Genomic DNA, 26731 nt, shown 5'->3' on the forward strand with positions numbered 1-26731 from the left:
GATTATGTACGTACGGATTTCGAGCGCACATCGAGCCAGACTGCGACCAGAATGACCACGCCCTTGACGATGAGCTGATAGAAGTAAGGCACCGACAGCATGTTCATGCCGTTATTGATGACGCCGATAATGAGCGCGCCGAGGATGGTGCCAATCATGGTGCCGACGCCGCCAGCAAGCGAGGTGCCGCCCAGCACGACCGCCGCAATGGCGTCGAGTTCGTAGCCCATGCCCGCATTGGTCTGCGCCGAGGAAAGACGCGACGACAGGAGAATGCCGCTGATCGCCGCCATGACGCCGGAAAGCATGAAGACTATGATCTTGATACGGTCGACGCGAATGCCCGAATAGATCGCTGCTTCCTTGTTGCCGCCCGACAGATAGATGCGGCGGCCAAAAACGGTCTTCGACAGCAGGATATAGTTGAAGACGAACAGGATGCCGACGATCCAGATGATGATCGGCAGTCCGAGCCAATTTTCCGAACCGATGGCGAGCCATGTGTCGTTTTCGATGATTTCAGGCGCGCCATTGGTCGGCAGGCTGACCATGCCGCGATAGATGCCCATTGTTGCGACCGTCACGATGAAGGATGGGAGCATCAGCTTTGCCGAAAGCACACCATTCAGCCCGCCCATGATGGCGCCCGCCGCAAGGGTGAAAACAACAGTCGGCACGAAACCGAAACCCATGGCAAAGGCTTGCGCCGCCACCATGCCGGAAACCGCAATGATCGAACCAATGGAAAGGTCGATTTCGCCGAGCAGGATCACATAGGTCATGCCATAGGCGGCAACGGCAATCACCGCCACCTGCTGCATGATGTTCATGAAGTTGTTGAAGGCCAGAAAACGCGGGTTCAGCACTGCGAAGACCACGCAGAGCACGGCCAGCGAGATGATGATGCCGCCATATTGACGGATCAGCGGAGAGCTGAAAAGCGAACGGCGGACTTCTGCGTCCACGGCTTTCTTCTGGAGATTTGGTACGTTGCTCATATGTGCATTCCTGCTGCGTAGCTCATGACGGTTTCGGGCGTGAGGCCATCGGCATCGACAATGGCGGCGACATGCTTGTTGTGCATGACGGCCACACGGTCGCTGAGACCCAGCACTTCCGGCAGTTCGGAGGAAACCATCAGGATCGCCGCGCCATTGGCGGCAAGTTCACGGATGATGCGATAGATTTCGAATTTCGCGCCAACGTCGACACCGCGCGTCGGTTCGTCGAGAATGAGAATGCGCGGCTTTGTCTGCAGCCACTTCGCCAGCACGATCTTCTGCTGGTTGCCGCCGCTGAGCGATCCGGCAACCGTGTCGATGGATGCTGTCTTGATGGCAAGACGCAGCACTTCCGCCTTGGCAGCGGAGCGCTCTGCTCTGGAACGCATCAGGCCGAAAGGCCCCGCCAGCTGTCCGAGCCCGACCATGTTGATGTTGCGCTCAACGCTATGCGGAAGAACAAGGCCTTCTTCCTTGCGATTCTCGGTCACGAAAGCAATGCCATTGCGAATGGCATCGGTCGGCGAGGAAAGCGTGATGACCTCGCCATCGAGCCTGATTTCGCCCGTGGGCCGCAGCATGCCAAACAGCGCCTTCATCACATCCGAACGGCCAGAACCGACAAGCCCGAACAGCCCGAGAACTTCGCCCGGCTTCACATCGATGGTGACATCGTGAAATTTGCCCGGCACGGAGAGGTTTTTCGTCGCCAGAATCGGCGGAACATTTTCCGAGGGACGCAGCGCTTCGCGCGGCGGGTAGATGTCGTTCATCTCGCGGCCGACCATCAGCGCGATCAGACGGTCGATGCTGGTCTCGCTCTTTTCGGCGGTCGTGACATATTCGCCATCGCGAACAACCGTAATGTCGTCGGAAAGCCGCATGATTTCTTCCATGCGGTGCGAAATATAGATGACCGCAGTGCCTTGTGTCTTCAGGCGCTCAATGATCGAAAACAGGATTTCCGCTTCGCTGTCCGACAGCGACGAGGTCGGCTCATCCAGAATGACGACGTCAGCAGGCTGGCTCAATCCCTTGGCGATTTCGACGAGCTGGCGCTGGGCAATCGAAAGATCGCCGACCTTGGCGCGCGGATCGACCGGGAGTCCGAGATCGGCAACAAGCCTGGTCGCTTCCGCATTCAGCTCGCGCTCACGGATAAAGCCGAAACGGCTTGGCTCGTGGTTCGCGAAAATATTCTCGGCAACAGTCAGGTTGCGGGAGAGGCTCAATTCCTGAAAGACGATAGCGATACCGCTGGCGCGTGCGTCGCGCGGATTCTTCGGCGCATAGGCCGCGCCTTTGAGCAGAATGGTGCCGGAGGTTGGCTTGAACACGCCGGCCAGAATCTTCATCAGTGTGGATTTGCCGGCGCCGTTTTCGCCGAGCAGCGTATGCACGCGACCACGACGCACCGTCAGGTTCATGCGCTTCAGCGCGATGACCGGGCCGAAAGATTTCGCGACATCGCGAATTTCCAGAACCGTATCTGCTGCCGTCTTCTGTTCGGATTTGGTGGCTGTCACAGGATCTGTCACTTTTGAGGCCTCCACGCTCCGTTTGCTGCAGTCTGTCACGAACCGGATGTTACCGGGGTCGCACAGTGCTGCTGTCTAAAGGGATGCGGTGGCGGCTCGGAAAGGGGAGGCTTTCCTGGCCGCCACACGCTGAAAGGAAACAGCGACTGGGAGGAGTGTCGCTGCTTCACGCGGTCTTACTTGGTTTCGCCGTCCTTGGTGACGACGCCCGGAACGATTGGCTGCTTGGCCGGAACGCTCTCGCCCTTGATGATCTTGGCAGCGGTTTCAACCGCAACCTTGCCCATCTGGTCCGGATACTGTGCGATAACGCCGACCATGATCGGGTCGTTCTTTACGGCGTTGCGGGCTTCTTCCATGCCGTCGAAGCCGATCACCTTGACCTGATTTTCGAGCTTGGCAGCCTTCACAGCCGATGCGGCAGCCAGTGCAGCATCGTCGCCGAAGCCGAAGATGCCGACGATATCCGGATTGGCCTGCAGGATGTTCTGCGCAGTGGCCAGAGCTTCCGGACGGGTGATGCCCGGCTGGATCGCCACGATCTTGATGTCCGGGTACTTGGCGATGCCCTTCTTGAAGCCTTCAATGCGGTCAACAACCGACTGAACCGTCGGATAGTCGATGACGGCGACATTGCCCTTTTCGCCGATGGTCTTGGCCATCAGCTCGGCAGCGCGTTCGCCACCGGCAAAGTTGTCGGTGCCGACGAAGGACGTCACGTCGACATTGTTTGCAGGCACGTCGACAGTGATGACCTTGATGCCAGCCTTTTCAGCCTTGTTGATGGCCGAGCGAACGCCCTTGCTGTCAACCGGCGAAATGATGATGACGTCGACGCCCTTGGTGATGAAATCTTCCACATCGGCGAGCTGCTTGCTCAGATCCTGATTGGCGATGGAGATTTCGAGCGGCACGTTTTCTGCCTGCGCTTCCTTCTTCATCGCTTCAGCGAGCGAGATGTAGAAAGGATGCTGCTGGGTGAGAAGCGATGCGCCAACACCTTCGGCAGAGGCAACGCCTGCCATCATGGCCAGAGCGACGCCGGAAAAGAGAATACGGCCGAGAGAATTGCGAAACATGATTTCCTCCGAATGAACCGGCGCTTGCCGGGCTGTCCTTCTAACAGGGACATGAATGATGACTTACCTGCTGGTTCATCGGACCTTCGCGCTTTGCGTCAGTCTTCAAACCTCCCGGAAGGGCAGGTGCCTTCAGCTCATTATCGAGCTTCACTAGACATGATGGAGCTTGTTCAACGTGTCAATATATAATTTTCCACGTGTAAAATTTATAACGATTTAAATTCGCTTAAGGAGTATCAAATCCGGGCCAACCAGCGGGGCTTATCAGCTTTTGTCGAGGGATTGGGCGTCTCTGTTGATGAAATTCAAGTTGCTTCTGTGAAGAAAAAAATTTACGCATGAAAAAATATTGAGGCGTGGAGTGAGCGTCTCGGCACCCGGTCGGGGATAGTCCGAGGAAAGCGGAGCATGGCTGAAAACAAGATCAGGACGATGGAGGAGTTCGCCGTGGCGAGCGGTTTGTCGCGTCCTACGGTCTCGAAATATTTCGATAATCCTGAAAGCGTAAAGCCTTCGACGCGGGCTCGCATCGAGAAGGCGCTGAAGGATCACAACTATCAGCCCAACATTTTTGCCGTCAGTCTCAACCGGAAGAAGCCGAAGAATATCGGCGTCATCGTTCCGCATATTTCAGATCCGTTCTACGCCGAAATCATTCGCCAGATTGAATTGCGATGCCTCGCCGAAGGTTACTGGACTATCGTTCTGTCATCGCATGGCGAGCGCAAGCTTGAAGCACGCGCCATGCGCTCGCTGATGTCGCTCAAGATCGCCGGTGTTCTGATGGCGCCGCTCGGTTTCGAAACCGACACCAAGCTTCTGACCAGCCTTTCCGATTCGATGCCTGTGGTGTTTCTGGACAGCCGTATCGGCGAGGATCAACCCTTTGTCGGCACCGACAACCGGGTCAGCATTGGCAACATTACGGAATATCTGTGCAGGACTGGCGAGCACCCCTGTTTTCTGGAAATGCCTGCCGTCAACCAGAACGCGCTTGAGCGCCGCGCGGCTTACATCGCCACGATGGAACGGCTCGGTATCGAGCCCATCGTTTTGCCGATGACGCCAAAAAACTGGAGTTTTGAAGAGCTTGGCTATCAGGAGGCAGGCCGTATTCTCGACCGCGGCGGTTTCCCGACGCGCACGGTTCTCTGCGCCAATGATCGTCTGGCCTTCGGTGTGATTTCGGCCGCCTTTGAGCGCAGACGTCATGTCGGGAGGGAAGAAGGCAGCGATCTGCGGGTTGCCGGGCACGACGATCATCCGCTCAGCCGCTTCACCTGCCCGCCCTTGACGACGGTTGCCCAGGATTACCGTCAGATCGCGCAGCTTGGTCTGGATATGCTGTTCTCACGCATCAATGAACAGGACAGCAGCAGCGCGACTGGCGAGGATATCCGCTATCTCGACAGCCATCTGATCATGCGCAGCTCTGCCTGACAGATTCTTTCCCGTCGCATTATCCTACGCAAAGCCGCTTCGCACTTTTGCTGGAAATGCTTTAAGCTGACATTCTCAGCTTGATCTCAGCATTCAGCAGGATGCGGTTGTTTTCTGGCAGTTCGAGCCGGTCTTCGGAATCTTCGCCCAATGTGCGGAAAAGAAGCTCAATCGCCAGCCTGCCGATTTCGTTATAATCCTGCGCGACAGTGGTAAGCGGCGGACAGGTATATTCCGACAGCGGGTTGTTATCGTGACCAGCGACCCGAATATCGCAATCCTTGAGCCTGCCAATTTTCAGCCCCGCCTGCCAGAGAGCTCCCGTAACGCCAAAGGCGATACGGTCGTTGGAGCAGAGCACCGTCGAAGTCGGAAAACTCGCCTTTTCTCGCATGATGCGGGCCGTCTGCTCGAAGGCATATTGTTCGAAATCCCAGCTGCGGCTGGGTTCCAGTTCGATGATACGTGGCTCGTGACCGAGCTTTTCCATCGCCGTCGTATAGGCTTCGCGCCGTTTTATGGCGTTGTTGTTCACAATCGGCATCGAGAAATAGCAGGGCTCGCTGCCGGAACGGCAGAGATAATCCACGATCAGGTGGAAGGATTTCTGGTTGTCGGTGCCGACAAAGGGCGACGTGCTGTCAAGCGGCGAGTCGACATAGACGATGGGGACGTCATCAGCGAGACGCGCCAGCGCGGAATGCTGCGATTGTTCACCAAGCGGCGCGATAATCGCGCCTGCGACATTGAGCGAGCGCAGCGTTTCAATCGCGCGCTTTTCCAGCTCCGGCTTGCCGTCCGAAGACAGAACCACAGTGAGATAACCGCGTTGCTCGGCCAGCGTTTGCAGCCTGCGCGTCATCGCCATGTAAAAATGATCGAGCTGGTTCGGGATGATGATTCCCAAAATTGTCGCGCGACGACGATTAAGGTTCACCGCGAAAAGATTGGGCCGAAAGCCGGACTGCTTGACGGCCGCTTCTATGATCTCGCGGGTCTTCGGGCGGACGGATGATGGGTCGTTGAAATATTTGGAAACCGTAGGGCGAGACAGCCCGACGAATTCCGAAAAGTCTTCCATGGTGCGTATGGTTTTGCGCACGGTTCTCTGTCCTGTCCGTCAGCTGCCCGCTGCAATTTCTTGCGGTGGTAGCTCACATTCTCCTGCTATCGGTCGGGTCGAGATGAGCTGACCCAGAGATGCATGACACGTGGTCTGCAGCTTGTTTCCCAATAATTTCAGGATGTTCCTCCAACCAGACCCGCCCCGAAGTTTTTCAAGGCAAGGCCAAGTCAAACTGTCAAAGGCTGAAGCAAAGGTCAAGCGGACAATATCAAACACTTGCACCGATGCAGTGCATATCCGAATGTGCTAAGATAATTTCGGGGTCAAGTCGCGTGGTGGAAAATCCGTTATTTCCGCCGCGAAAGCAATCGAATTGGCAGTCTTTGTGTCGCGCAAATCAAAATCAAAAACCGTGCTTGACAAGCTACGGATAGCCGCGTCATAAATTTTACATATGTAAGAATTTTGCTATGCATTCGTAAAGGAGGAGACGAAATGCGGACCAAAACTTATGTGACAGGGCTTATTGCGTCTGCCGCTGGCGTCGCGATGCTGGCCGGTTCGGCGTGGGCGGAGGAGCTCACGATCGCAACGGTCAACAATGCCGATATGATCATCATGCAGAAGCTTTCGCCGGAATGGGAAAAGGCCACCGGCAACAAGCTCAACTGGGTGGTGCTTGAAGAAAACGTGCTGCGCCAGCGTGTCACCACCGACATCGCAACCAAGAGCGGCCAGTTCGACATCATGACCATCGGCGGTTACGAAACCCCGATCTGGGGCAAGGCCGGATGGCTTCTTGCGGTCGATGATCTCGGCGACGATTACGACTATGACGATCTCATCAAGCCGGTGCGCGCCGGTCTGACCGTCGATGGCAAGCTTTATGCGGTGCCATTCTATGCAGAAAGCTCGTTCACCCTTTATCGCAAGGATCTGTTCGAAGCTGCCGGCCTGAAAATGCCGGATGCGCCGACCTATACCGAGATCAAGGAATTCGCGACCAAACTCACCGACAAATCGAAAGAACAGTACGGTCTCTGCCTGCGCGGTAAGCCGGGCTGGGGCGAAAACATGGCCTATCTTTCGACGCTGGTGAACACGTTTGGCGGCAGCTGGTTCGATGAGAGCTGGAAGCCGCAGATGAGCTCCGATACCTGGAAAAAAGCCATCAACTACTACGTCGATCTGATGAAGGAAGCAGGCCCTCCCGGAATCACCTCGAACGGCTTCAATGAAAATCAGGCGCTGTTCTCCACCGGCCATTGCGCCATGTGGATCGACGCCACCTCGGCTGCGGGCCGCATCTATGATCCGAAGCAGAGCCAGGTTGCCGACAAGGTCGCCTTCACCAAGGCGCCTGTCGAAGTGACGCCGAACGGTTCTTCATGGGCCTGGTCGTGGAACCTCGCCATCCCCGCATCGACCAAAAAGGCGGAAGCTGCGAAGTCGTTCCTGAAATGGGCGACCTCGAAGGGCTATGTCGAACTGGTCGGTAAGTCGGAAGGCTGGGTTGCCGTTCCGCCAGGCACGCGTCAGTCGACCTATGCCAATGAAGAGTACAAGAAGGCCGCACCTTTCGCCGAGACTGTTCTCAAGGCGATTGAATCGGCCGACCCAACCAAGCCGACCAAGGACCCGGTCCCCTATACCGGTATCCAGTTCGTGGCGATCCCTGAATTTCAGGCGATTGGTACGATTGTCGGTCAGGCTATCTCTTCGGCTGTCGCCGGTCAGCAAAGCGTCGATGCGGCGCTCGATGGCGCACAGAAGCAGGCCGAACAGATCATGACGCAGGCCGGTTACATCAAGTAATCCGGTTACCATCAGCCTGCCGCCGCATGTTCGCTTCTGCGCATTTCCAGCAAAGCCACTTGGCCCCTTACTGGAAATGCCTGAAGGAGCAGGGCGGCAGGCTCGATTTTCGCGCGATCCACTGCACCCTTGAAAGGCGCAGCCGATGTCAAAGCGGGAAGGGGAGGAACGTCAGACATGCCAGCAAATCCGGCCTTGGCCACAGGCACCAAATCGCGCTTTGCCGCAAAATCGCGCCGCAGCGTCCGCACCGGACCTCTGCTTGCACCCGCCGTCATCCTGCTCTTGCTATGGATGATCGTCCCACTGGCGATGACGCTCTGGTTTTCGTTTCAGTATTACAATCTCATCAATCCCTTCGTGACCGGTTTTGCCGGATTCTCGAACTACAAATTCCTGCTGTCCGATCCGGGGCTCTGGTCGGCCATCATGAAGACGCTCATTCTGCTGGGCTCGGTTCTTGCCATTTCGGTGGTGTTCGGCGTTTTGTTCGCCGTGATTTTCGATCAGGATTTCTGGGGTAAGAACATTGCGCGGCTTCTGGTCATCGCGCCGTTCTTCGTCATGCCGACGGTGTCGGCGCTGATCTGGAAAAACCTTCTGATGCACCCGGTGAACGGGCTGTTCGCCTTTATCTCGCGCAGTCTCGGGCTGCCGGTCATAGACTGGTTCGGACAGTTTCCGATGGCGTCGATCATCATGATCGTGTCCTGGCAGTGGGTACCTTTCGCAACACTGATCCTGATGACTGCAATGCAGTCGCTCGACCGCGAGCAGATGGAAGCGGCGCGGCTTGATGGCGCCAAAGGGCCGGTGATGTTCTTTTATATCGTCCTGCCGCATCTGTTGCGCCCGATCTCGGTCGTCATCATGATCGAGACGATTTTCCTTCTGTCGGTCTTCGCGGAAATCCTCGTCACCACATCCGGTGGGCCGGGTATCGCCACCACGACGCTGACCTATTTCATCTATCTGAAGGCGCTCCTTCAGTGGGATATCGGCGGCGCTTCGGCTGCCGGTGTTATCGCCATCATCCTCGCCAACATCGTTGCCGCGTTTCTGATCCGAACCGTGGCGCGCAATCTGGACAATTAGGGGGAGATGAACGATGGCTGCAAAACGCAAGTTCAACAAAGCTGCACTCTCCGCCGGGATTATTGGATGGATCGTGGCGCTTTTGATGTTCTTTCCGATCCTCTGGATGCTGCTTGCGGCATTCAAGACGGAGATCGACGCGGTCGCTCCGCCGAAGCTGTTTTTCGAGCCGACGCTGGAAAACTTCGCGGCGGTCAATCAGCGGGCCGACTATTTCCGCTACGCCATGAACAGCGTGATCGAGAGCCTTGGCGCGACGATCCTGTCTCTGTTGATCGCCGTTCCGGCGGCATATGCGGCGGCATTCTTTCCCGGCAAGCGCACCAAGGATCTGCTGTTGTGGATGCTCTCCACCAAGATGCTGCCTGCGGTGGGTGTTCTGGTGCCGATCTATCTTCTGGCACGCGATACAGGGCTTCTCGATACGCGCACCGGGCTGATCATCATCTTCACCCTTTCCAACCTGCCGATTGTGGTCTGGATGCTCTATTCCTTCTTCAAGGAAGTGCCGCATGAAATCCTTGAGGCGAGCCGCATGGACGGGGCGAAGGTTGGCCAGCAGATACGCTATCTGCTCCTGCCGCTGAGCCTGCCCGGCATTGCATCGACGGCGCTTCTTTCCATCATTCTGTGCTGGAACGAAGCCTTCTGGAGCCTCAATCTCACGGCTTCGCAGGCCGGGCCTCTCACCGCATTCATCGCGTCCTTCTCGTCACCGGAAGGGCTCTTCTGGGCAAAACTCTCGGCAGCGTCCACGCTCGCCATCGCGCCGATCCTCGTCTTCGGTTGGGTTACGCAGCGCCAGCTGGTGCGCGGTCTCACCTTCGGCGCCGTGAAATAAAGGGAACCCCATGGCTACGCTTTCTTTTCATAACGCCACCAAGTCCTTCGGCAATATCGATGTCATCAAGGGTGTGGACCTTAATATCGAAGACCGCGAATTCGTGGTCTTCGTCGGCCCGTCCGGTTCGGGCAAATCCACGCTTTTGCGAATGATTGCCGGGCTGGAGGAAATCACCAGCGGTGATCTGCTGATCGACGGGCAGCAATGCAATGATACGCCGCCGGATGAGCGCGGGCTTGCGATGGTGTTCCAGACCTATGCGCTCTACCCGCATATGAATGTGCGAGACAATATGGGTTTCGCGCTCAAGCTTGCAGGTATTGCCAAAGCCGAGCGCGACCGCAAGGTGGAAGACGTCGCGAAGACATTGCAGCTCGACAAATTGCTGGATCGCAAACCGAAACAGCTTTCGGGTGGTCAGCGCCAGCGTGTCGCCATCGGGCGCGCCATGGTTCGCGAGCCGAAGATTTTCCTGTTCGACGAACCACTGTCCAATCTCGATGCGGCGCTGCGCGTGCAGATGCGCATCGAGCTGGCGCGCCTGCATGACCGGCTCAATGCGACGATGATTTATGTCACGCATGATCAGGTTGAAGCCATGACATTGGCCGACAAGATTGTCGTGCTGCGCGATGGCAAGCTGGAACAGGTCGGTTCGCCGCTGGAGCTTTATCACCACCCGGTCAATCGTTTCGTGGCGGGCTTCATTGGATCGCCGACCATGAACTTCATCGAGGTCAAGGCGAGCGCGGTCGATAGCGACGGCGTGACGGTGCAGCTTGCCAATGGGCGTTCGGTCAAAGTGCCAGTCGCAGTAGATGGCGTCAGTGCCGGTGCGCCGCTGGTTCTCGGTGTTCGCCCGGAACATTTGCATCCGGCAGATGACGGCATTCTCGAAGGCGAGATCATGGTGGTCGAGCGTCTTGGCGGGCAGACATATCTCTATGTGCAAAACGATGCTGCTTCCGGCCTGATCGTGGCGGAAGCCGGCGGCAATAGCACGGCCCGTGCGCATGAGACGGCGCGGCTCGGCTTCGATGCCGCCGACGCGCATCTCTTCACGCCCGATGGCCTGTCGCTCCAGCGCCGTGACCGCCACCCGATGATCCTGTCTGAAAAGAAAACGCACCGTTAAAGAAGCATTTCCAGCAAAAGTGCGAAGCGGTTTTGCGTCGGATAATGCGTAAAAAAGTTAATTACATTACCGGAGAAAGTCTATGAGACTGAAAGACAAGGTTGCCCTTATTACCGGCGCTGCGCGCGGCATTGGGCTTGGCTTTGCGGCGACCTATGCGCAAGAGGGTGCAAAGGTCATTATCGCCGATATCAATATCGAGCGGGCGGAAGAAGCAGCACGCGGTATCGGTCCGTCTGTGAAGGCGGTGAAGCTGGACGTGACGGATCTGGGCGCAATCGACAAGGTGGTTGCAGCCATTGACGCCGAATATGGCGGCATCGATATTCTGGTCAATAATGCGGCGATCTTCGACATGGCGCCGATCAACGAACTGACCGAAGAGAGCTACGAGCGCGTGCTGGGCATCAATCTCAAGGGGCCGCTTTTCATGATGAAGGCGGTGTCGAATGTGATGATCAAGCGCGGGCGCGGCGGCAAGATCATCAATATGGCGAGCCAGGCCGGTCGCCGCGGCGAGGCGCTGGTGACACTCTATTGTGCATCCAAGGCGGCGATGATTTCCGTCACGCAGTCAGCGGCTCTCGCTCTGGTCAAGCACGGCATCAACGTGAATGCGATTGCGCCGGGCGTGGTTGATGGCGAACATTGGGACGTGGTGGATGCGAATTTCGCCAAATGGGAAGGCCTGAAGCCGGGCGAGAAAAAAGCAGCCGTGGCAAAGTCGGTACCGATTGGTCGCTTCGCGACGCCGGAAGATATTACCGGCATGGCCGTTTTCCTTGCTTCGTCCGACAGCGACTATATCCTCGCCCAGACCTTTGGTGTCGACGGCGGCAACTGGATGGCGTGAGACGAGGCCGGGACAGACAATGAAAGCGATTTATTTTACCGGCCATGGCGAAGCAGGTCTGGCCGATTTGCCGGAACCGGCATTGCAGCCGGGACACGCGCTGATCGACGTCAAGGCGTCGGGTCTTTGTCACACCGATATCGATGTGCTGCATGGCCGCTACGGGTCCAGTGCTTTTCCGCTGGTGCCGGGGCATGAATATGCTGGCACTGTCGTGGCAGTGGCTGAAGACGTGACCAATGTGAAGGTGGGGGACCGCGTTGCGGTTGATCCGAATATTCCGTGCGGTCATTGCCGCGCCTGCCTCAAGGGTTTGACCAATCTCTGCTCTGATCTGAAAGCCTATGGCGTGACCCATAATGGCGGCTTTGCGGGCATGAGCCTCGTCAATGCCAGCCATCTCCATTCCATCGGCGATCTGCCCTATGATGTGGCGGCCCTTGCCGAACCGTTGGCCTGCGTCCTGAACGGGCTTGGCGCGGCGGAGTTGAAAACCGGTCCGCATGGCACTGAAAACGCGCTGGTGTTCGGGGCAGGTCCCATCGGTCTGTTGCTGGCCCTGTCGCTAAAGGCACAGGGCGTGCCACAGGTCGCCGTCGCCGATATCAACGAGCACCGACTGGCCTTCGTTGAAAGCCTCGGGCTTGAGCCGGTCGTGTCTGGTTCTCAAGCGCTGGACAAGCGTCAGCGCAGCTTCGATTTCGTCGCCGACGCCACAGGTATAGCCAAGGTGGCGGAAAGCATGGTCGGTTTCACCGCCGACGGTGGGACGGTTCTCGTGTTCGGCGTCTGCGCCCCCGAAGCGCGGATTTCGGTAGCGCCGTTTGAGATTTTCCGTCGCCAGATCAAGATTGCCGGTTCGCATTCGCTGAACCGTAATATTCCGCAGGCATTGGAAATATTGAAACAGGACTTTTCCGGCGCAAATGGCGGTTCAATGGCGCGGCTCGTTTCCCACCGGCTGCCGCTGGAGGAAATGCTGCCGTTCTTCACCAAGCATGGTGGCGACCCCGCGACCATGAAAGTCCAGTTCGTACCCGCTTGAATAAAGGATACCGTCATGACCAAGCTATCGCGCGCAACGCTTCAAAGCTTCGATAAAGTGCACAAGCCCGGCTACGACCCAGCCACGCTGAAGCCGGGTATCGTGCATTTTGGCGTCGGCAATTTTCACCGCGCGCATCAGGCTGTCTATCTCGACGATCTGTTTGCGACTGGCGAGGGGCATGACTGGGCGCTGGTGGGCGCTGGAGTGCGGCCAAGCGACGATGCCATGCGCGATACGCTCAAGGCGCAGGACTGGCTGACCACCGTTGTTGAGCAGGAGGCCGATCATGCGGGCGCGCGCATCACCGCATCGATGGTCGATTATGTCACCATTTCAACTGAGGAAGGGCGCAAGGCCCTGATGGCCTATCTGACGTCAGCGGACACACGTATCGTTGCGATGACCATCACCGAGGGCGGTTACTATATCGATCCGGCGAGCCAGACTTTCGATCCCGCTCATCCGGATATCGTTGCGGATGCCGCGCATCCAGACCATCCGAAAACCGTATTCGGCCTGATCGTTCAGGCGCTGAAACTGCGCAAGGCGGCAGGCGTCCAGCCTTTTACGGTCATGTCCTGTGATAACATTCCGGGCAACGGGCATGTGACGGAAGACGCCGTGACGGGATTGGCCAAGCTGAGCGATCCAACCTTTGCCGACTGGATTTCCGCCAATGTCGCTTTCCCGAATTCCATGGTGGATCGCATCACGCCAGCCACCGGCGCGCGCGAACGCGAGATTGCCGCGAAGGATTTCGGCGTCGATGACGGCTGGCCGGTGTTCTGCGAAGTTTTCAAGCAATGGGTGATGGAGGATAATTTCCCGACCGGACGCCCGGCTCTGGAAAAAGTCGGCGTTACCTTCACCGATCAGGTTGCCGCTTATGAGTTGATGAAAATCCGCATCCTGAATGGCGGCCATGCGGCCATCGCCTATCCGGGCGGCTTGCTCGACATTCATTTCGTGCATGAGGCCATGGAGCATCCGCTAATCCGGCGCTATCTGGAAAAGCTGACCAAGGATGAGATCATCCCGGAAATACCCCCCGTGCCGGATACCGATCTTGAAGCCTATCGCGTTCTGATCGACAAGCGCTTTGCCAATCCAAGCATTGGCGACACCATCCGTCGCCTGTGTCTGGATGGCTCCAACCGCCAGCCGAAATTCATCCTGCCCACCGCTGCCGATCGCGCGGCGAAGGGCCATTCGGTGACCGGGCTGGCGCTGGTCTCGGCTCTCTGGTGCCGCTACTGCTATGGCACGACGGACAGCGGTGCGGTCATCGAGCCGAATGATCCGTCATGGGATCGCCTGACCAAACAGGCGGCGCTTGCCAAGGCCGATCCGGCTGCGTGGCTGGCAATGGATGATATTTTCGGGGCGCTTTCCGCCAATCCTGCCTATGTCGCCGCATTCAGTTCGGCACTGAAAGCAATCTGGCAGGATGGCACGGTCAAGACACTGGAGCGCTACCTTGCGGGCCAGCCGCTTTGATAGAACACAGTGTCGCTTCTCATTATAGAGGAGCGGCAATCAGATGCCCGGTTGCGGCGTGGCGCATGACTTCCATCGGCACGCCGTAAATCTCTTGCAGTCGTTTTGGCTCCATCACGCCTTCAGGCGTTGACTGGGCGATTAGGCGGCCGCTGTGCAGCGCAAAAATGGAATCGCAAAAGCGCGCGGCCATGTTCACATCGTGCAGCACGATGAAAACGCTCAATTCCTTTTCCTGTGACAGCTTGCGCACCAGCGACAGAACTTCCAGTTGATGGGCAATGTCGAGCGCCGATGTAGGCTCATCGAGAAGCAGGCACTGCGCATCCTGCGCCACCAGCATGGCCAGCCAGACGCGCTGGCGTTCGCCGCCGGATAGCGTATCGACAAGCCGGTCGGCAAAGGGTGCGATGCCGGTCAGCTCGATTGCCTCTTCCACCTTGGCCCGGTCGGTCTCGCCAAACCGGCCCAATGCGCCGTGCCACGGATAGCGACCAAGCGCGACCAGTTCCTTGACCAGCATTCCCGATGCGGATGCCGTTTGCTGCGGGAGATAGGCAAGCTTACGCGCAAATTCGCGGTCGCCCCATTGGTCGAGGCGCTTGCCTGCAAAATGAATTGTGCCGCCCGAAGCGAGCTGCTGTCGGGCCAGGATTTTGAGCAGCGTCGACTTGCCGGAGCCATTATGTCCGATCAAAGCCGTCACGCTTCCTGCCGGTATCGACATGGTCAAAGGCTGCAACAAGGTGCGCCCGGCAACCGAAAAGCTGACATTCTCAAGTTCGAACAAGTTGGAAGTCATCAATCTCTGTCCTTTTGGCAGATGGATGCCATGCAATAACGCGGCTTTTCGAAAGTTGCCACAAAAACATGAGTGCGTTATACATATTTTGAGCACGTCAAAACGCAAAGCCGTCTCGCATGTGCAGGAAATGCTCGCAATCGTGGCCTTGGGAAAGATCAGTTGGGTTTCCATCCGCATATGAAAAGCCGGATCGAAGACGTCACTTTACTTGACGATCTTCATTATCGCGTCTGGAACGGCGCGATTGCCGACGTGTGGTCTGTCGAATGCGGTCCCGGCGCGCGTGGCGAATATGTTTCGCAAGCGCCGCGCCTGTTTCTCGTCTGCGAAAGTCAGGGCGCGTTGGATATCCGTCCCGGCAGCAAAGGGCGTGCGGTCGCGCAAGGCGCGAACCCGTCGCGCCTCTGCTATATTCCGGCGGGCATGACGATCTGGAGCGAGAGTGCAAGACCGGGCAAGCTCAAGCATCTCGATCTGCATCTGGACATCAACACGCTTCAGCAGCGCTTTGGCGGCGCGCTCGACAGAGCCGCGATTGAGCGTCCGCGACTGTTGTTTTCCAATACCAAGATTGAACAGATCGGCGGGCTTCTGGCGGAAGAGTGCCTGTCCAATGCGCCGTTGCACGATCTCTATGGCGAAGGCCTGATCAACGCGCTGGTCGCGGAATTGTTCGGAGCGGAAGCGCAGCCGCGAGCGGGCGCCAGCAAGCTCTCTCCGTGGCGGCTGCGGCGCGTGACCGATTTTATCGAGGATAATTACGCGCGCATTATCCGCTTGCAGGAACTGGCCGATCTGGCAGGCCTGTCGGAAACCTATTTCTGTAGCGCCTTCAAGGCATCGACAGGCGTGTCGCCGCATAGCTGGCAGATGGAGCGGCGCATTGCGCGGGCGCAAGTGCTGCTGCTTCAGGCGCACACGCCATTGCCGCATATTGCGGCGCTGGTCGGGTTCTCCGATCAGGCCCATTTCACCCGTGTTTTCAAGAAGCAGACTGGCACTACACCTGCTGCTTGGCTAAAGCAGCAATTGTAATATCGCAACAGTCCCGATTGCTTTTTTACCGCGCGCTGAGATGAGCTGAAAATCGTTCAATTTGGCGGAAGAATGAACAATCCCGCCGTATAATCTTGATATAAGCACTCATATTAACGAGCCCGTCTGCGGGGTCGCGGGAGCCTGGGAAGGCTCGCGTTTTTATCCTTTGAGGGGTCACATCATATGCCGTCGATGAAGCACAATCTTCTCGTCCTGCTGGCAAGCGGCACCGTGCTTGCCGCTATTCCTGCATTTGCGCAGGAAGCCGCCAAACCCCTCGAGCTGAACACGGTTGTCATCCAGTCGGATGGCAATGGCGGCACCACGCGCGCCGAAGGTCTTGGACCGGTCAAGGGCTTTGTCCCGCGTGCGACGACCACCGGTTCGAAAGACAGTGTTGCAATCGATAAGATCCCGCAATCCGTATCGGTTGTCGGTCGCGATCAGATGGACGCGCTCGGCGCGCAGAAGATCGACGAAGCCTTGCGCTATACGCCCGGTGTACTGGCCCAGCCTTTCGGCGTCGATAATGATACCAACTGGCTTTATATTCGCGGCTTCGACGCGACGGCCAACGGCACCTATCTCGATGGGTTGCAGAATTTCAGCTACGGCTTCGGCGGTTACTTCATCGACAGTTTCGGGATCGAGCGTATCGACGTTCTGCGCGGCCCGGCATCCGCCCTTTACGGCGGCGCCAATCCGGGCGGCATCGTGAACTATATCAGCAAGCGCCCGACGGGTGAGCGGCTGCGCTATCTCGAAGCGGGCATCAACAGCTATGGCAATGGCTATCTCGGCTTCGACATTGGCGACAAGGCAACGGAGACGGTCAATTACCGCGTCAATGGCAAGATTCAGGGCGGCGACAACTACACGGATTTCTCCAAGGAATTTCGCGGCGTCATCTCGCCGAGCATCGAATATAAGCCGGATGAATCGACCAGCCTCACCATTCTGGCCAACTATACTCATCTCGACCTGACACATGATGGCGGCTTTCTGCCTTACTATGGCACGGTGGTGCCGACAGAGTTCGGCAAGATTTCGCGCAAGGCCAATTTTACCGAGCCGGATGTCGATTCCTATGACCGCGAGCAGCTATCGATCGGCTATGAGTTCGAACATACATTCGACAGTGACTGGACGATCCGCCAGAACGTCCGCTACGGCTTTGCGCATGTGAAGGAGCACAGCCTCTATCCATACGGATATGACGGTTTCCTTGCTCAGCCGACGGCGGGCAATCCTTATCTGTCTCGCATCAACTTCAAGCACGACACGACGGTAAACACCTTCCAGGCCGACAACCAGCTTGAAGGCAAGGTGACGACCGGGGCCATCGACCACAATCTGCTGTTCGGCGCGGAATACCGCTATTTCCGCATCGACCAGATGCAGCAGACGGGCGGCGCGACGATCATCGACGCCTATAACCCGGTTTACGGTGAGCCGCAGGGGCCCATGTGGGATCCCTATATCGATCAGGATCTGCGTCGCAATCAGGTGGGTGTCTATGCGCAGGACCGCATGGAGTTCGGCGATGGCTGGATACTGACGCTGAACGGTCGCTATGATCATGTCTGGACCGAGGCTTCGGGTCTGCCGAGCTTCGAATATGACACGGGCCGTTTTTCGGGTCGTGCGGGTCTCGGCTACGAATTTGAAAACGGCATTACGCCTTATGTCAGCGCCGCGACCTTCTTTAATCCCATCATCGAGACCCTGTATGACGGCAGCTATGCCAAGCCTGAAACTGGTGTTCAGTACGAAGCGGGTGTCAAATATCGTCCGGAATTCTTTGACGGCCTGATCACCGCGTCCTTCTTTGACTTGACCAAGGAAAACTCGCTGACCGGTTCCAGCTTTGCCCGCGAACAGCTTGGCAGGGTTAATTCGCGCGGCTTCGAACTTGAAGTGCAGGCCAATGTTGCCGACGACTGGAAAGTCACGGCGAGCGTGACCGCCTATGATCTGAAGGTCAAGGAAAACGCTTCGGATGAATCGCTGGTTGGCAAGCGCCCTTATCTTCTGCCGGAACAGCAGGCTTCGCTCTTCGTCGAATACAAGGTGCCTGAAGGCGCGCTCAAGGGCGTCACGCTCGGCGGCGGCGTGCGCTATGTCGGTTCGTCCTATGCCGACGAGCAGAACACGCTCAAGGTGCCAGCTGTGGCACTCGCCGATTTGAAACTCGGCTATGAAAAGGATAATTGGGGCATTGATCTCAACGTGACCAATCTGTTCGACAAGGATTATGTCGCTGGATGTCAGGGCGTCTATGTCTGCGGTTATGGCGAAGGCAGGAAGGCTTTGCTCAAGGTGCACACCAAGTGGTGATGCACCGGTTCTGGCCGCGCGTTCCGTCATGACAGTTACCCGTCGCACGGTTCTCGGAATTGCAGGCGCCCTTTTCGTGGCGCCTGCACTGCGTTCGGCCCACGCCGCATCAACCCATTTTGCGGTGATCGACTGGGCCATGCTGGAGACCGCGCTGGCCATCGGCGCTGTGCCGGCAGCAGCATCAGAACTGCGCCAGTACCGGCAGATGCAGCTTGAACCGGCAGTACCGGAGAGCGTCGCCGATCTCGGTTTGCGCGGCGCACCCAATCTCGAGCTGCTGCGCATGATCGCGCCGGATCTGATCGTCGCGTCCAACTTCTATGAGTATCAGCGGGCGGCCCTTGAACGCATTGCGCCGGTCTTCGCGCCGACTGTCTACAGTGCGGGTCAACCGCCCTACGCAATGCTGGAAGAGGCGACACTGAACCTTGGCGAAAAGCTCGGTCTGGCTACCGAAGCTCGCGCCTATATTGCGATGGTCGCGCGCGAGATTGCCGAGGCGCGCCAGCATTTCGCATCAGCTTCCAGGCATAAGGTCTTCATTATCAGTCTGGGCGATGCCCGGCATTTTCGTGCCTTTGGTCGCGATAGTCTGTTTGGCGACGTGCTGGTTCGGCTTGGGTTCGAAAATGCGTGGGCGCAGGACACAAGCTATTCAGCCGCAGCGCCGGTGGGGCTGGAACAGTTGGCCCAAGCGCCGGACGCATCCATCATGGTCATCGGTCCAACCGATCCCGAAACGCTCTATCGTTTGCCGCAGAATTCCCTATGGAATGCGCTGCCAGCCGTCCGTGACAAGCGCGTGCTGTTCCTGCCGCCGCTCGATCATTTCGGCGGATTGCCAGCGGCGCGCCGCTTTGCCTGGCTTCTTCTCCAGACTTGGGGAGAGAACGGGGAGGCCCGCCTATGACGCAGGTGGTCGAAGCCAGAGCTGCAGGCATAAGGCCGATCCTGTTCTGGGGGCTGCTCGCCCTTGTCGCAGCTCTTATGGCCGCTTTCGAGTTTACGCGGGCACTGAATGCTCCAGCCGGTTCACCGGAACTGCTGGCGCTGCATCGCGTGATTGCATTCGACACCGTTCTGCCGCGCAATGCCATGGCCTTGATCTGCGGTGCAGGTCTTGGGCTCTCGGGTTTGCTGTTGCAGCAGGTCTTGCGCAATCCCCTCGCCGAACCTTCGACACTCGGCATTGCTGCCGGGGCGCAACTCGCCATGACGGCTGGCATGCTCTATCTACCCGCGGCGTTGATCTCCCGCGAATGGCTGGCACTGGCGGGCGGTCTGGCGGCGGTCAGTCTGGTGCTGGGGCTCAACTGGAAACGCTCGCTGGAACCGGCTTCGGTCATTCTCTGCGGCATGATCGTGTCGCTGACCGCAACGGCGGCAAGCACGGCGCTTATTCTCGCCAATGGTGAATATGTCTTCTCGCTGTTCGTCTGGGGCGGCGGTTCGCTGGAACAGCAAAGCTGGGGGCCGGGCGTTTCACTTGGCCTACGGGTTCTGATCGGCGGCGGGATTGCCTTCTTCCTGCTGCGCCCACTGACATTGCTGGCGCTCGACAATGCCAATGCGCGCAGTCTCGGCCTGTCGCTGGCGGCAAGCCGCCTTCTGGTGATTGCCATTGCCGTCTGGCTGGCGGCCAGCATTACCGCCGAGGTCGGCATATTGGGCTTTGTCGGTCTGGTCGCCCCCACGCTGGCGCAGCTGTCCGGCGCGCGGCGTCTTAAAACAAAGCTGATCGTTGCACCCGCTATTGGGGCGGTTTTGCTCTGGTTGACTGACGGCTGCGTCAGCCTGTTGCAGACTGTCACTGGCGACCGCCTGCCGGTCGGCGCTGCGACCGCACTGCTCGGTGGCCCCTTGCTGCTGTGGATGCTGCCGCGTCTGCGCATGTTTGAATGGCCAGCCGGTCAGAGCGAAGCGAACGCGATTCGTCTGAAACGCACGGGTCTTTTCTTCGCCGTTCTGCTTGTGCTTGTCCTGCTTGCTGCTGCCATCACGCTCAGTCTCGGTCGGGGGCAGGACGGTTTTGTCCTTGCCCGTGGTGAACTGTTCGACGCGCTTTTCGACTGGCGCTTGCAAAGGCTTGCTCTGGCCGGGCTATCGGGCGGTATGCTGGCCTTGGCCGGGGCCATTCTCCAGCGCATGACCGGCAATCCGCTCGCCAGTCCGGAAATTCTGGGCGTCGGCCTTGGTGCGGGTGGCGGTCTGGCGGTGGTTTTGCTGCTACCGGTTGCGGGCCTGTCCATGCAATGGTTAGGCGCTTCCATCGGGTCGGTACTGGCGCTGATCTTCATTCTGGCCGTCGCAGCGCGCAGCGGCTTCGGTGCTGAAAAGCTGCTTCTGGCTGGTGTCGGCCTTGGCGCGATGGTCAGCTCCATTCTGACAGCCATTATCGCAACCGGTTCTCCGCAGGCTTTTGTCCTGCTCGGCTGGTTAAGCGGCACCGGTGCGCAGGCGACGCCGATGCAGCTTTGGCTGGCGGCAATCGCATTGGCGGTGGGGTTTGCCCTTCTGCTCACCCTGTCGCGCTGGCTCGACATTTTGCCGCTCGGTTCGGTGACCATGCGGAGTCTTGGTCTTTCGCTCATCCTGCCGCGTCTTGTCATCGTGATGATTGCAGCGCTTTTGACGGCCATTGCGTCCATGATGGTTGGGCCGCTTTCATTTGTCGGGCTGATTGCTCCACATCTGGCACGCAATTTCGGGCTGCATACGCCGAAACGCTTCCTGGCGGCCTCCATGCTGATCGGCGCTTTGATGATGGTCAGCGCAGACTGGCTCGCGCGGATGGTGGCCTTCCCTTACAATCTGCCGCTTGGCCTGTTCGCCTCGCTTCTGGGTGGGGCCTGCTTCATTGCGCTCCTGGCGCGCCGCAACTCCCTATAAAATGTGGTATTTTTGATACATGCGCTTTGGAAAGCTTGGCTGTCCAGCCCCTGTTCGCAGACTGATGGAACGCTGGCTTATCAGTGGAAGCCTATGTTTTGTTTGTAAAAACATGACTATTTAGCACATGATTTTGTCGCGTTAGCTGGAATTCTTCTAAATCACTGTGATTGCATGAGATTTTGCGAAACGCTATTGCCGATGCAGAGCAATATGTCTGCGGGGATCGCGATAGAATGACCTCACGGCTGTGGGATCTGACTGAACTTTACGAGAGCGAACAGGTTGGTCTGCGCGCTTTCGTGCGGCGCATCGTCGGCAACACGGCGACCGCAGAAGATGTCGTCCAGCAGGCCTTTCTCAACATGCTGTCGCGGCCGGATGACGGCTCACGCGATGGTGCTCCAGGCGCGGCCTATGTCAAACGCGCCGCACGCAATCTGGCTCTCAATCACCTGCGCGATGCGCGCCGCCGCTCCGATGTGGAGATTGAAGATGACGCGCCGGAGCGTTATGCCGACAGCACGCCTTCGCCGGAAATCACAGCACTTTATCGCAGCGAGCTGCGCCGTCTTTTGCAGGCCATTGCAGACTTGCCGCCACGTCGCCGTGAGGCTTTCGTCCTCAACAGGATCGAAGGCCTGACTTACGACGAAGTTGCCGAGCGTATGGGAATTTCGCGCAATACGGTTATAACCCAGATTGTGGCGGCTCTGGCCGAACTCGACAAACGGCTCTCCGCCTAGGAAGAGCCAAGGCAGTTGTGGACAGGCATGAAGGATTTCGAGACCGACCCGGTTTTCATGAAGGCGTTGGAATGGTTCGTGCTTTTGCAGGATACCGCCGTCAGCGCTGATGACCGGCGCGCGTTCTCGACCTGGATGGCATCCGATCCGGCGCACCGTGTTGCTTATGAGCGTGCGCAAGTCCTGTGGCAGCGTTTCGATGCTGTAAAACCCGAATATGACAGGTACAAGGGCTCGAACCGCGTCAGCAGGCGTGGGGTCGTTCTGGGCGGGCTTGCGGCGCTGGTGTTGGCGCCCGGTGCCTATATGCTATCGCGCCCCGGCTTGTTTGCGACCTACAAGACTGGTGTGGGCGAGCGCCGCAGCTTTACCCTTGCCGATGGCAGCACGGTGGAGCTTGGCAGCTATTCCGCCCTTTCGGTCGATTTTTCCGACAAGCGCCGCGATCTGGTGCTGCATCAGGGGCAAGGCTTCTTTCAGGTTGCTGCCGATGCGGCGCGCCCTTTTGTAGTTTCCGCCAAAGGCGGCACCATCACCGCGCTTGGCACAGCCTTCGATGTCAAGCTGGACGAGGATGCGGTTACGGTTTCCGTGGTTGAACATGCTGTGTCGGTGGCCTTTGGCGATGCCGCGCCGGTGCGGCTCGACGAAGGCTGGCAACTGACGTTCGGTGGTGACGCTATCGCCGCGCCGCATCGCTCCGACAGTCAGATTGTCGAAGCATGGCGCAATGACCGCGTGATCTTCGAAGATGTGCCGCTGCGCCGTGTATTGACGGAATTGGAACGTTATCGCCGGGGCAGGATTTTCCTGACCGATGCCGAAATAGGGAACATGCCGGTGACGGCAATCTTCGACACGCGCGATGCAGAGGCGGCGCTTGCCACCATTGCGGAAACCCTTCCCGTCAAGGTTATGAACGCTTCCGGCTGGGTAACAGTCGTCACGCGACGTTAACCTGACAAAAATTATCAGAAATATTTTCCAGACCGATCATTAGTTCGCGCTTCCGAGGTGTCTAACCATCTGAGGGGCTGCTTGGCGGCCGCCATGAAACGGAGTTTCCCGCCCGTCGGCGGGGGTGTCAGACATTGGGGATTGCAGCATGCGCGTGGATAAGACGAGCGGAATTCAGACAGGGATTGGCCAGGGACGCGCAGCTCTTCTTCTCAAATCGAAGCTATCCTTGCATCTTCTGGCAGCAAGTGCGCTGGTTGCCGTCGCTTCGTTTGCGACAAGCCCTGTCTGGGCGCAGGCGGCTGGTGCCGGGCAGCAGGTACAGCGCATTTCCTTCGATATTGCCGCGCAACCTTTGTCCAAGGCTCTGGTGCAATATTCCAACAATACCGGCGTCCAACTTTTCTATGATGCCAATATCGTGCGCGGCAAGAATTCGTCCGGTGCGAAAGGCTCGCTCACCCGCTCGGAAGCGTTGAACAGCATCCTGTCCGGCTCGGGCCTCTCCTATCGCATTCGCGGTAACACCGTGACCATTTCCACCCAGCAGGCAGGTGATGCGGGAGCCGTGGCTGCGGACGGTTCGCTGCTTCTCGACACGATCACCCTGCAAGGCGCAGTCGCGGGCGACACGTCTGGCAGCGTCGTGGTCGAAAATTCCAGAGGCGCAACCAAGACCGATACGCCTTTGATTGAAGTGCCGCAGTCGGTTTCGGTGGTCAGCCGCAAGCAGATCGAAACCCAGAATGCCCAGAGCGTAACGGAAATCCTGCGCTATGTGCCAGGCGTGACGATTGAAACCTATGGTCCGGACCCGAAGGGCTATGACTGGATTTTGATGCGTGGTTTCAATGCCCAGTCCACCAGTTCCTATCAGGATGGCCTGCGGCAGCTATCCAACAGCTACACCTTCTTCCGCACGGACCCCTACGAGCTGGATTCGATTGAAGTGTTGCGCGGTCCGGTGTCGTCGCTCTATGGCCAGAGCGATGCGGGTGGTCTGGTCAATCGCGTCACCAAGAAGCCGCAGGCCGAAGCCTTTCATGAAGCCTCGGTGGAATATGGCAGCTATAACCGCAAGCAGTTTGGCGTCGATCTGACGGGGCCGGTCAATGAAGACAAGACACTGCTTTATCGCATGATCGGCGTGGTGCGCAAAAGCGATACGCAGTTCGAATATTCCAATGGCGACGAGGTCAAGGACGACCGCTACATGTTCGCACCGTCGCTCACCTGGGCGCCGGATGCCGACACGTCGCTGACTGTTTCCGGCCAACTATTGCGTGACGACAGCGGCGGCAGCGTTCTGCCTGCCACGATCAGCAATCTTTATCCGAACTCCCCGAACATTCTGGTTGGCGATCCCGACTTCAACAGAAGCGTGCAGAAGCAGGGCAGCATCGGCTATGAGTTCGAACATCATCTGAACGACACCTGGACCCTGAAGCAGAACCTGCGTTACGGTCAGGTCAGCTTCCTTCTCGACAATGTGCTGGCGCTTGGTCTTGGACCAACGGGGATTACCCGGCAGGCGCGTCGTTTCGACGAGAATATGAGCGGCTTTGTCGTGGACAATCAGGCGGTAGCCGAATTTGAAACCGGCAATATCGCGCATGAAGCGCTGTTCGGTCTCGACTATTCCTATTCCGACTCCGACGTCTCGCAGTATCGCGATCCTGCGCCAAGCCTCAATCCGTTCAACCCGTCTTACGGTATTCCCATCGCCGTGCCGACGACACTGACCCAGAGCTATCGCCAGAAATACAATCAGACCGGCATTTATGCGCAGGATCAGATCAAGTTCAACGATAGCTGGATCGTGACACTCGGTGGTCGCTATGACTGGCTGAACCTCGACAATCATAACCGTCTCGATGACAGCGATACGGATCAGAATATCGGCAAGTTCAGCGGTCGCGCCGGCATCACCTATGTCACGCCCTGGGGTATTGCACCCTATGTCAGCTATTCGGAATCCTTCGTTCCCAATCTCGGTACGGACAATAGCGGCAACACCTTCGATCCGTCGGAAGGGCGTCAGTGGGAAGCAGGCGTCAAATACCAGCCGAAGGAATTCGACGGCCTGTTCACAATGGCATGGTTCGACATCGTGAAGTCCAATGTAGTTTCCTACAGCTATATTGATGGCCCGCAAGCAACCGGCGAAGTCCATTCGCGCGGTCTGGAGCTGGAAGGCAAGGTCAACCTTTCCTATGGCTGGGACTTCATTGGGTCCTACACCTATACCCATACCGAAATCACTGAGGACGCCGCCGCCTATATCGGCAAGCAGTCGACAATGGTGCCTGAACATCAGGCCTCGGCATGGCTGAACTACACATTCAACAGCGGCGCTTTGGAAGGTCTGAGCCTTGGCAGCGGCGTGCGTTATGTCGGCTCCAGCTATGGCGACAAGGCCAATACGGTCAAGGTTGATGGCCGCACCTTGGTCGATGCCGGTGTGAGCTACAAATACAAGGACATGACCTTCCAGCTCAATGCGACAAACCTCTTTGACAAGAAGTATTTCACCACCTGTGAGGATGCGGTGAGCTGCTATGAAGGCGACCGTCGCTCGGTCATCGGCCGGGTGAAAGTCAGTTTTTAAGGCGAATGCTTTGCTGACCCGTCGCCAGATATTACTCGGCCTGTTGTCGGGATCGGGCCTCGCGCTTTGCGCGGGGCCTTCCGGCGTTCTGCATCAGGCACGGGCAGGGGATGCAGCGCGCATTGTGTCGATAGACTGGGCGGCGGCAGAAGCCATGCTTTCTTTGGGCATCGTGCCGGTGGGGTTGTCCGATACGAGTTTCTACCGTCAGCGCATGGCGTCGCCGGTCTTGCCCGACACTGTTGCCGATGTCGGTCCATTCTGGGAAATCAATCTTGAAGCGCTGGCGGAATTGCGGCCCGATTTCATCATCGCCACCGACTATAATATGGTCATGACACCGCGCATCGCGGATGTGGCGCGGGTGGAGCTGGTGCCAAGCATTACTACCCCCAATGTCGAGCGCTATCAGCTGGCCGTCGATATTCTCAACCGGGTGGCCGAGCTTTGCGGCGTGCCGCGTTCCGGCGCAGATGCGATTGCGCAAATGGCCGAGGACCGCTTTGCCGAGGCGCGAGCGCAGCTTGCCGGGCACGATCATCCTGTCGGTATCATGCTGCCCGATATTGGCGGGCGCGAGATGACCATGTATGGCGCGGGTACGCTGCCGGATGCCGTGCTGCGCAAGCTCGGCCTCGCCAATCTATGGACAGGGCCGGTCAACGGAACCGGCATGGCGCGCGCCGGTCTCGACCGGCTGATGGACAACCCCGATGCGGCATTTCTGGTGGTCGATATTCCATCGCAACGGCTTCAGACGGAGCGATCACTGCAACAAAACACCATGTGGAAATTGCTTGCGCCCGTGCGTAACAAACGCGTTGCCTGGCTGAACCAGTTTCACCCCTTCGGCGGTGTGGCTTCCGCGGTGCATCTTTCGGGGCTGATCGCTTCTGCCCTGACGCAGATGCCGGAAAAGGCGTGAGGTTGCGGT

The 26731-nt window shown here is 58.0% G+C and carries 22 protein-coding genes; 16 read left to right on the plus strand and 6 right to left on the minus strand.

Annotated elements, in window-relative coordinates:
* Nucleotides 1-2: 2 nt before the first annotated feature.
* From QBD01_RS15285 to QBD01_RS15295, 3 genes are all read right to left on the minus strand, one after another.
* Nucleotides 3-998 carry a ribose ABC transporter permease gene (locus QBD01_RS15285; RefSeq protein ID WP_280993499.1) on the minus strand — a complete coding sequence of 332 codons (996 nt, stop codon included), beginning with the start codon at nt 996-998 and terminating at the stop codon, nt 3-5.
* Nucleotides 995-2539, minus strand: coding sequence for a sugar ABC transporter ATP-binding protein (locus tag QBD01_RS15290; protein WP_280993500.1), 1545 nt, complete (start codon nt 2537-2539; stop codon nt 995-997). The genes QBD01_RS15285 and QBD01_RS15290 overlap by 4 nt, the downstream gene beginning before the upstream one ends.
* 176 nt (nt 2540-2715) lie before the next feature.
* Nucleotides 2716-3618, minus strand: coding sequence for a substrate-binding domain-containing protein (locus tag QBD01_RS15295; RefSeq protein WP_280993501.1), 903 nt, complete (start codon nt 3616-3618; stop codon nt 2716-2718).
* 411 nt (nt 3619-4029) lie between these two features.
* Here QBD01_RS15295 and QBD01_RS15300 point away from each other — a divergent pair, with 411 nt between their 5' ends.
* Nucleotides 4030-5061, plus strand: coding sequence for a LacI family DNA-binding transcriptional regulator (locus QBD01_RS15300; protein ID WP_280993502.1), 1032 nt, complete (start codon nt 4030-4032; stop codon nt 5059-5061).
* A 61-nt stretch (nt 5062-5122) separates the two neighbouring features.
* Here QBD01_RS15300 and QBD01_RS15305 read toward each other — a convergent pair whose 3' ends face one another.
* The gene (locus QBD01_RS15305; protein ID WP_280993584.1) at nt 5123-6142 is read right to left on the minus strand and encodes a LacI family DNA-binding transcriptional regulator; all 1020 of its coding nucleotides are present in this window, start codon (nt 6140-6142) and stop codon (nt 5123-5125) included.
* Between the two features lie 480 nt (nt 6143-6622).
* Here QBD01_RS15305 and QBD01_RS15310 point away from each other — a divergent pair, with 480 nt between their 5' ends.
* Nucleotides 6623-7942, plus strand: a complete 1320-nt coding sequence (locus tag QBD01_RS15310; protein WP_078338352.1) for a sugar ABC transporter substrate-binding protein — start codon at nt 6623-6625, stop codon at nt 7940-7942.
* An 11-nt stretch (nt 7943-7953) separates the two neighbouring features.
* On the opposite strand, the gene QBD01_RS15315 is transcribed toward QBD01_RS15310, so the two are convergent.
* Nucleotides 7954-8121, minus strand: coding sequence for a hypothetical protein (locus tag QBD01_RS15315; RefSeq protein ID WP_280993503.1), 168 nt, complete (start codon nt 8119-8121; stop codon nt 7954-7956).
* Between QBD01_RS15315 and QBD01_RS15320 the strand changes: the two genes are divergently transcribed.
* From QBD01_RS15320 to QBD01_RS15345, 6 genes are all read left to right on the plus strand, one after another.
* On the plus strand, nt 8120-9037 hold the full coding sequence (locus QBD01_RS15320) for a carbohydrate ABC transporter permease (protein WP_078338353.1): 918 nt from the start codon (nt 8120-8122) through the stop codon (nt 9035-9037). The genes QBD01_RS15315 and QBD01_RS15320 overlap by 2 nt on opposite strands.
* A gap of 13 nt (nt 9038-9050) precedes the next feature.
* Nucleotides 9051-9878, plus strand: coding sequence for a carbohydrate ABC transporter permease (locus tag QBD01_RS15325; RefSeq protein ID WP_280993504.1), 828 nt, complete (start codon nt 9051-9053; stop codon nt 9876-9878).
* A 10-nt stretch (nt 9879-9888) separates the two neighbouring features.
* Nucleotides 9889-11016, plus strand: a complete 1128-nt coding sequence (locus QBD01_RS15330) for a sn-glycerol-3-phosphate ABC transporter ATP-binding protein UgpC (RefSeq protein ID WP_280993505.1) — start codon at nt 9889-9891, stop codon at nt 11014-11016.
* Between the two features lie 82 nt (nt 11017-11098).
* Nucleotides 11099-11869 carry an L-iditol 2-dehydrogenase gene (locus QBD01_RS15335; RefSeq protein ID WP_280993506.1) on the plus strand — a complete coding sequence of 257 codons (771 nt, stop codon included), beginning with the start codon at nt 11099-11101 and terminating at the stop codon, nt 11867-11869.
* A 19-nt stretch (nt 11870-11888) separates the two neighbouring features.
* Nucleotides 11889-12914 carry a zinc-dependent alcohol dehydrogenase family protein gene (locus tag QBD01_RS15340; RefSeq protein ID WP_280993507.1) on the plus strand — a complete coding sequence of 342 codons (1026 nt, stop codon included), beginning with the start codon at nt 11889-11891 and terminating at the stop codon, nt 12912-12914.
* 15 nt (nt 12915-12929) lie between these two features.
* A complete protein-coding gene (locus QBD01_RS15345; protein WP_280993508.1) occupies nt 12930-14414 on the plus strand; it encodes a mannitol dehydrogenase family protein in 1485 nt (494 codons plus the stop codon).
* A gap of 22 nt (nt 14415-14436) precedes the next feature.
* Here QBD01_RS15345 and QBD01_RS15350 read toward each other — a convergent pair whose 3' ends face one another.
* Nucleotides 14437-15216, minus strand: a complete 780-nt coding sequence (locus tag QBD01_RS15350) for an ATP-binding cassette domain-containing protein (protein ID WP_280993509.1) — start codon at nt 15214-15216, stop codon at nt 14437-14439.
* A 162-nt stretch (nt 15217-15378) separates the two neighbouring features.
* Here QBD01_RS15350 and QBD01_RS15355 point away from each other — a divergent pair, with 162 nt between their 5' ends.
* The 8 genes from QBD01_RS15355 to QBD01_RS15390 all read left to right on the plus strand — a co-directional run bounded on the left by QBD01_RS15355 (nt 15379) and on the right by QBD01_RS15390 (nt 26722).
* Entirely contained in the window at nt 15379-16254 is an 876-nt protein-coding gene (locus QBD01_RS15355; RefSeq protein ID WP_280993510.1) for an AraC family transcriptional regulator, read from the plus strand.
* Between the two features lie 186 nt (nt 16255-16440).
* Complete coding sequence (locus QBD01_RS15360; protein ID WP_280993511.1) at nt 16441-18594, plus strand: TonB-dependent siderophore receptor; 2154 nt, start codon at nt 16441-16443, stop codon at nt 18592-18594.
* Between the two features lie 28 nt (nt 18595-18622).
* Complete coding sequence (locus QBD01_RS15365) at nt 18623-19507, plus strand: iron-siderophore ABC transporter substrate-binding protein (protein WP_280993512.1); 885 nt, start codon at nt 18623-18625, stop codon at nt 19505-19507.
* Nucleotides 19504-21486, plus strand: coding sequence for a Fe(3+)-hydroxamate ABC transporter permease FhuB (gene fhuB / locus QBD01_RS15370; protein WP_280993513.1), 1983 nt, complete (start codon nt 19504-19506; stop codon nt 21484-21486). The genes QBD01_RS15365 and fhuB overlap by 4 nt, the downstream gene beginning before the upstream one ends.
* Nucleotides 21487-21722: 236 nt before the next feature.
* Entirely contained in the window at nt 21723-22232 is a 510-nt protein-coding gene (locus QBD01_RS15375; RefSeq protein ID WP_182522887.1) for a sigma-70 family RNA polymerase sigma factor, read from the plus strand.
* Between the two features lie 27 nt (nt 22233-22259).
* Nucleotides 22260-23189 (plus strand): FecR family protein, encoded by a 930-nt coding sequence (locus QBD01_RS15380; RefSeq protein WP_280993514.1) that lies wholly within the window; start codon nt 22260-22262, stop codon nt 23187-23189.
* 148 nt (nt 23190-23337) lie between these two features.
* Nucleotides 23338-25797 (plus strand): TonB-dependent siderophore receptor, encoded by a 2460-nt coding sequence (locus tag QBD01_RS15385; protein WP_280993515.1) that lies wholly within the window; start codon nt 23338-23340, stop codon nt 25795-25797.
* Between the two features lie 10 nt (nt 25798-25807).
* A complete protein-coding gene (locus QBD01_RS15390) occupies nt 25808-26722 on the plus strand; it encodes an ABC transporter substrate-binding protein (protein ID WP_280993516.1) in 915 nt (304 codons plus the stop codon).
* Nucleotides 26723-26731 lie beyond the last annotated feature (9 nt).

Origin of the sequence: Ochrobactrum sp. 19YEA23 (assembly GCF_029909865.1) — a bacterium.
GTDB lineage: Bacteria > Pseudomonadota > Alphaproteobacteria > Rhizobiales > Rhizobiaceae > Brucella > Brucella gambitense.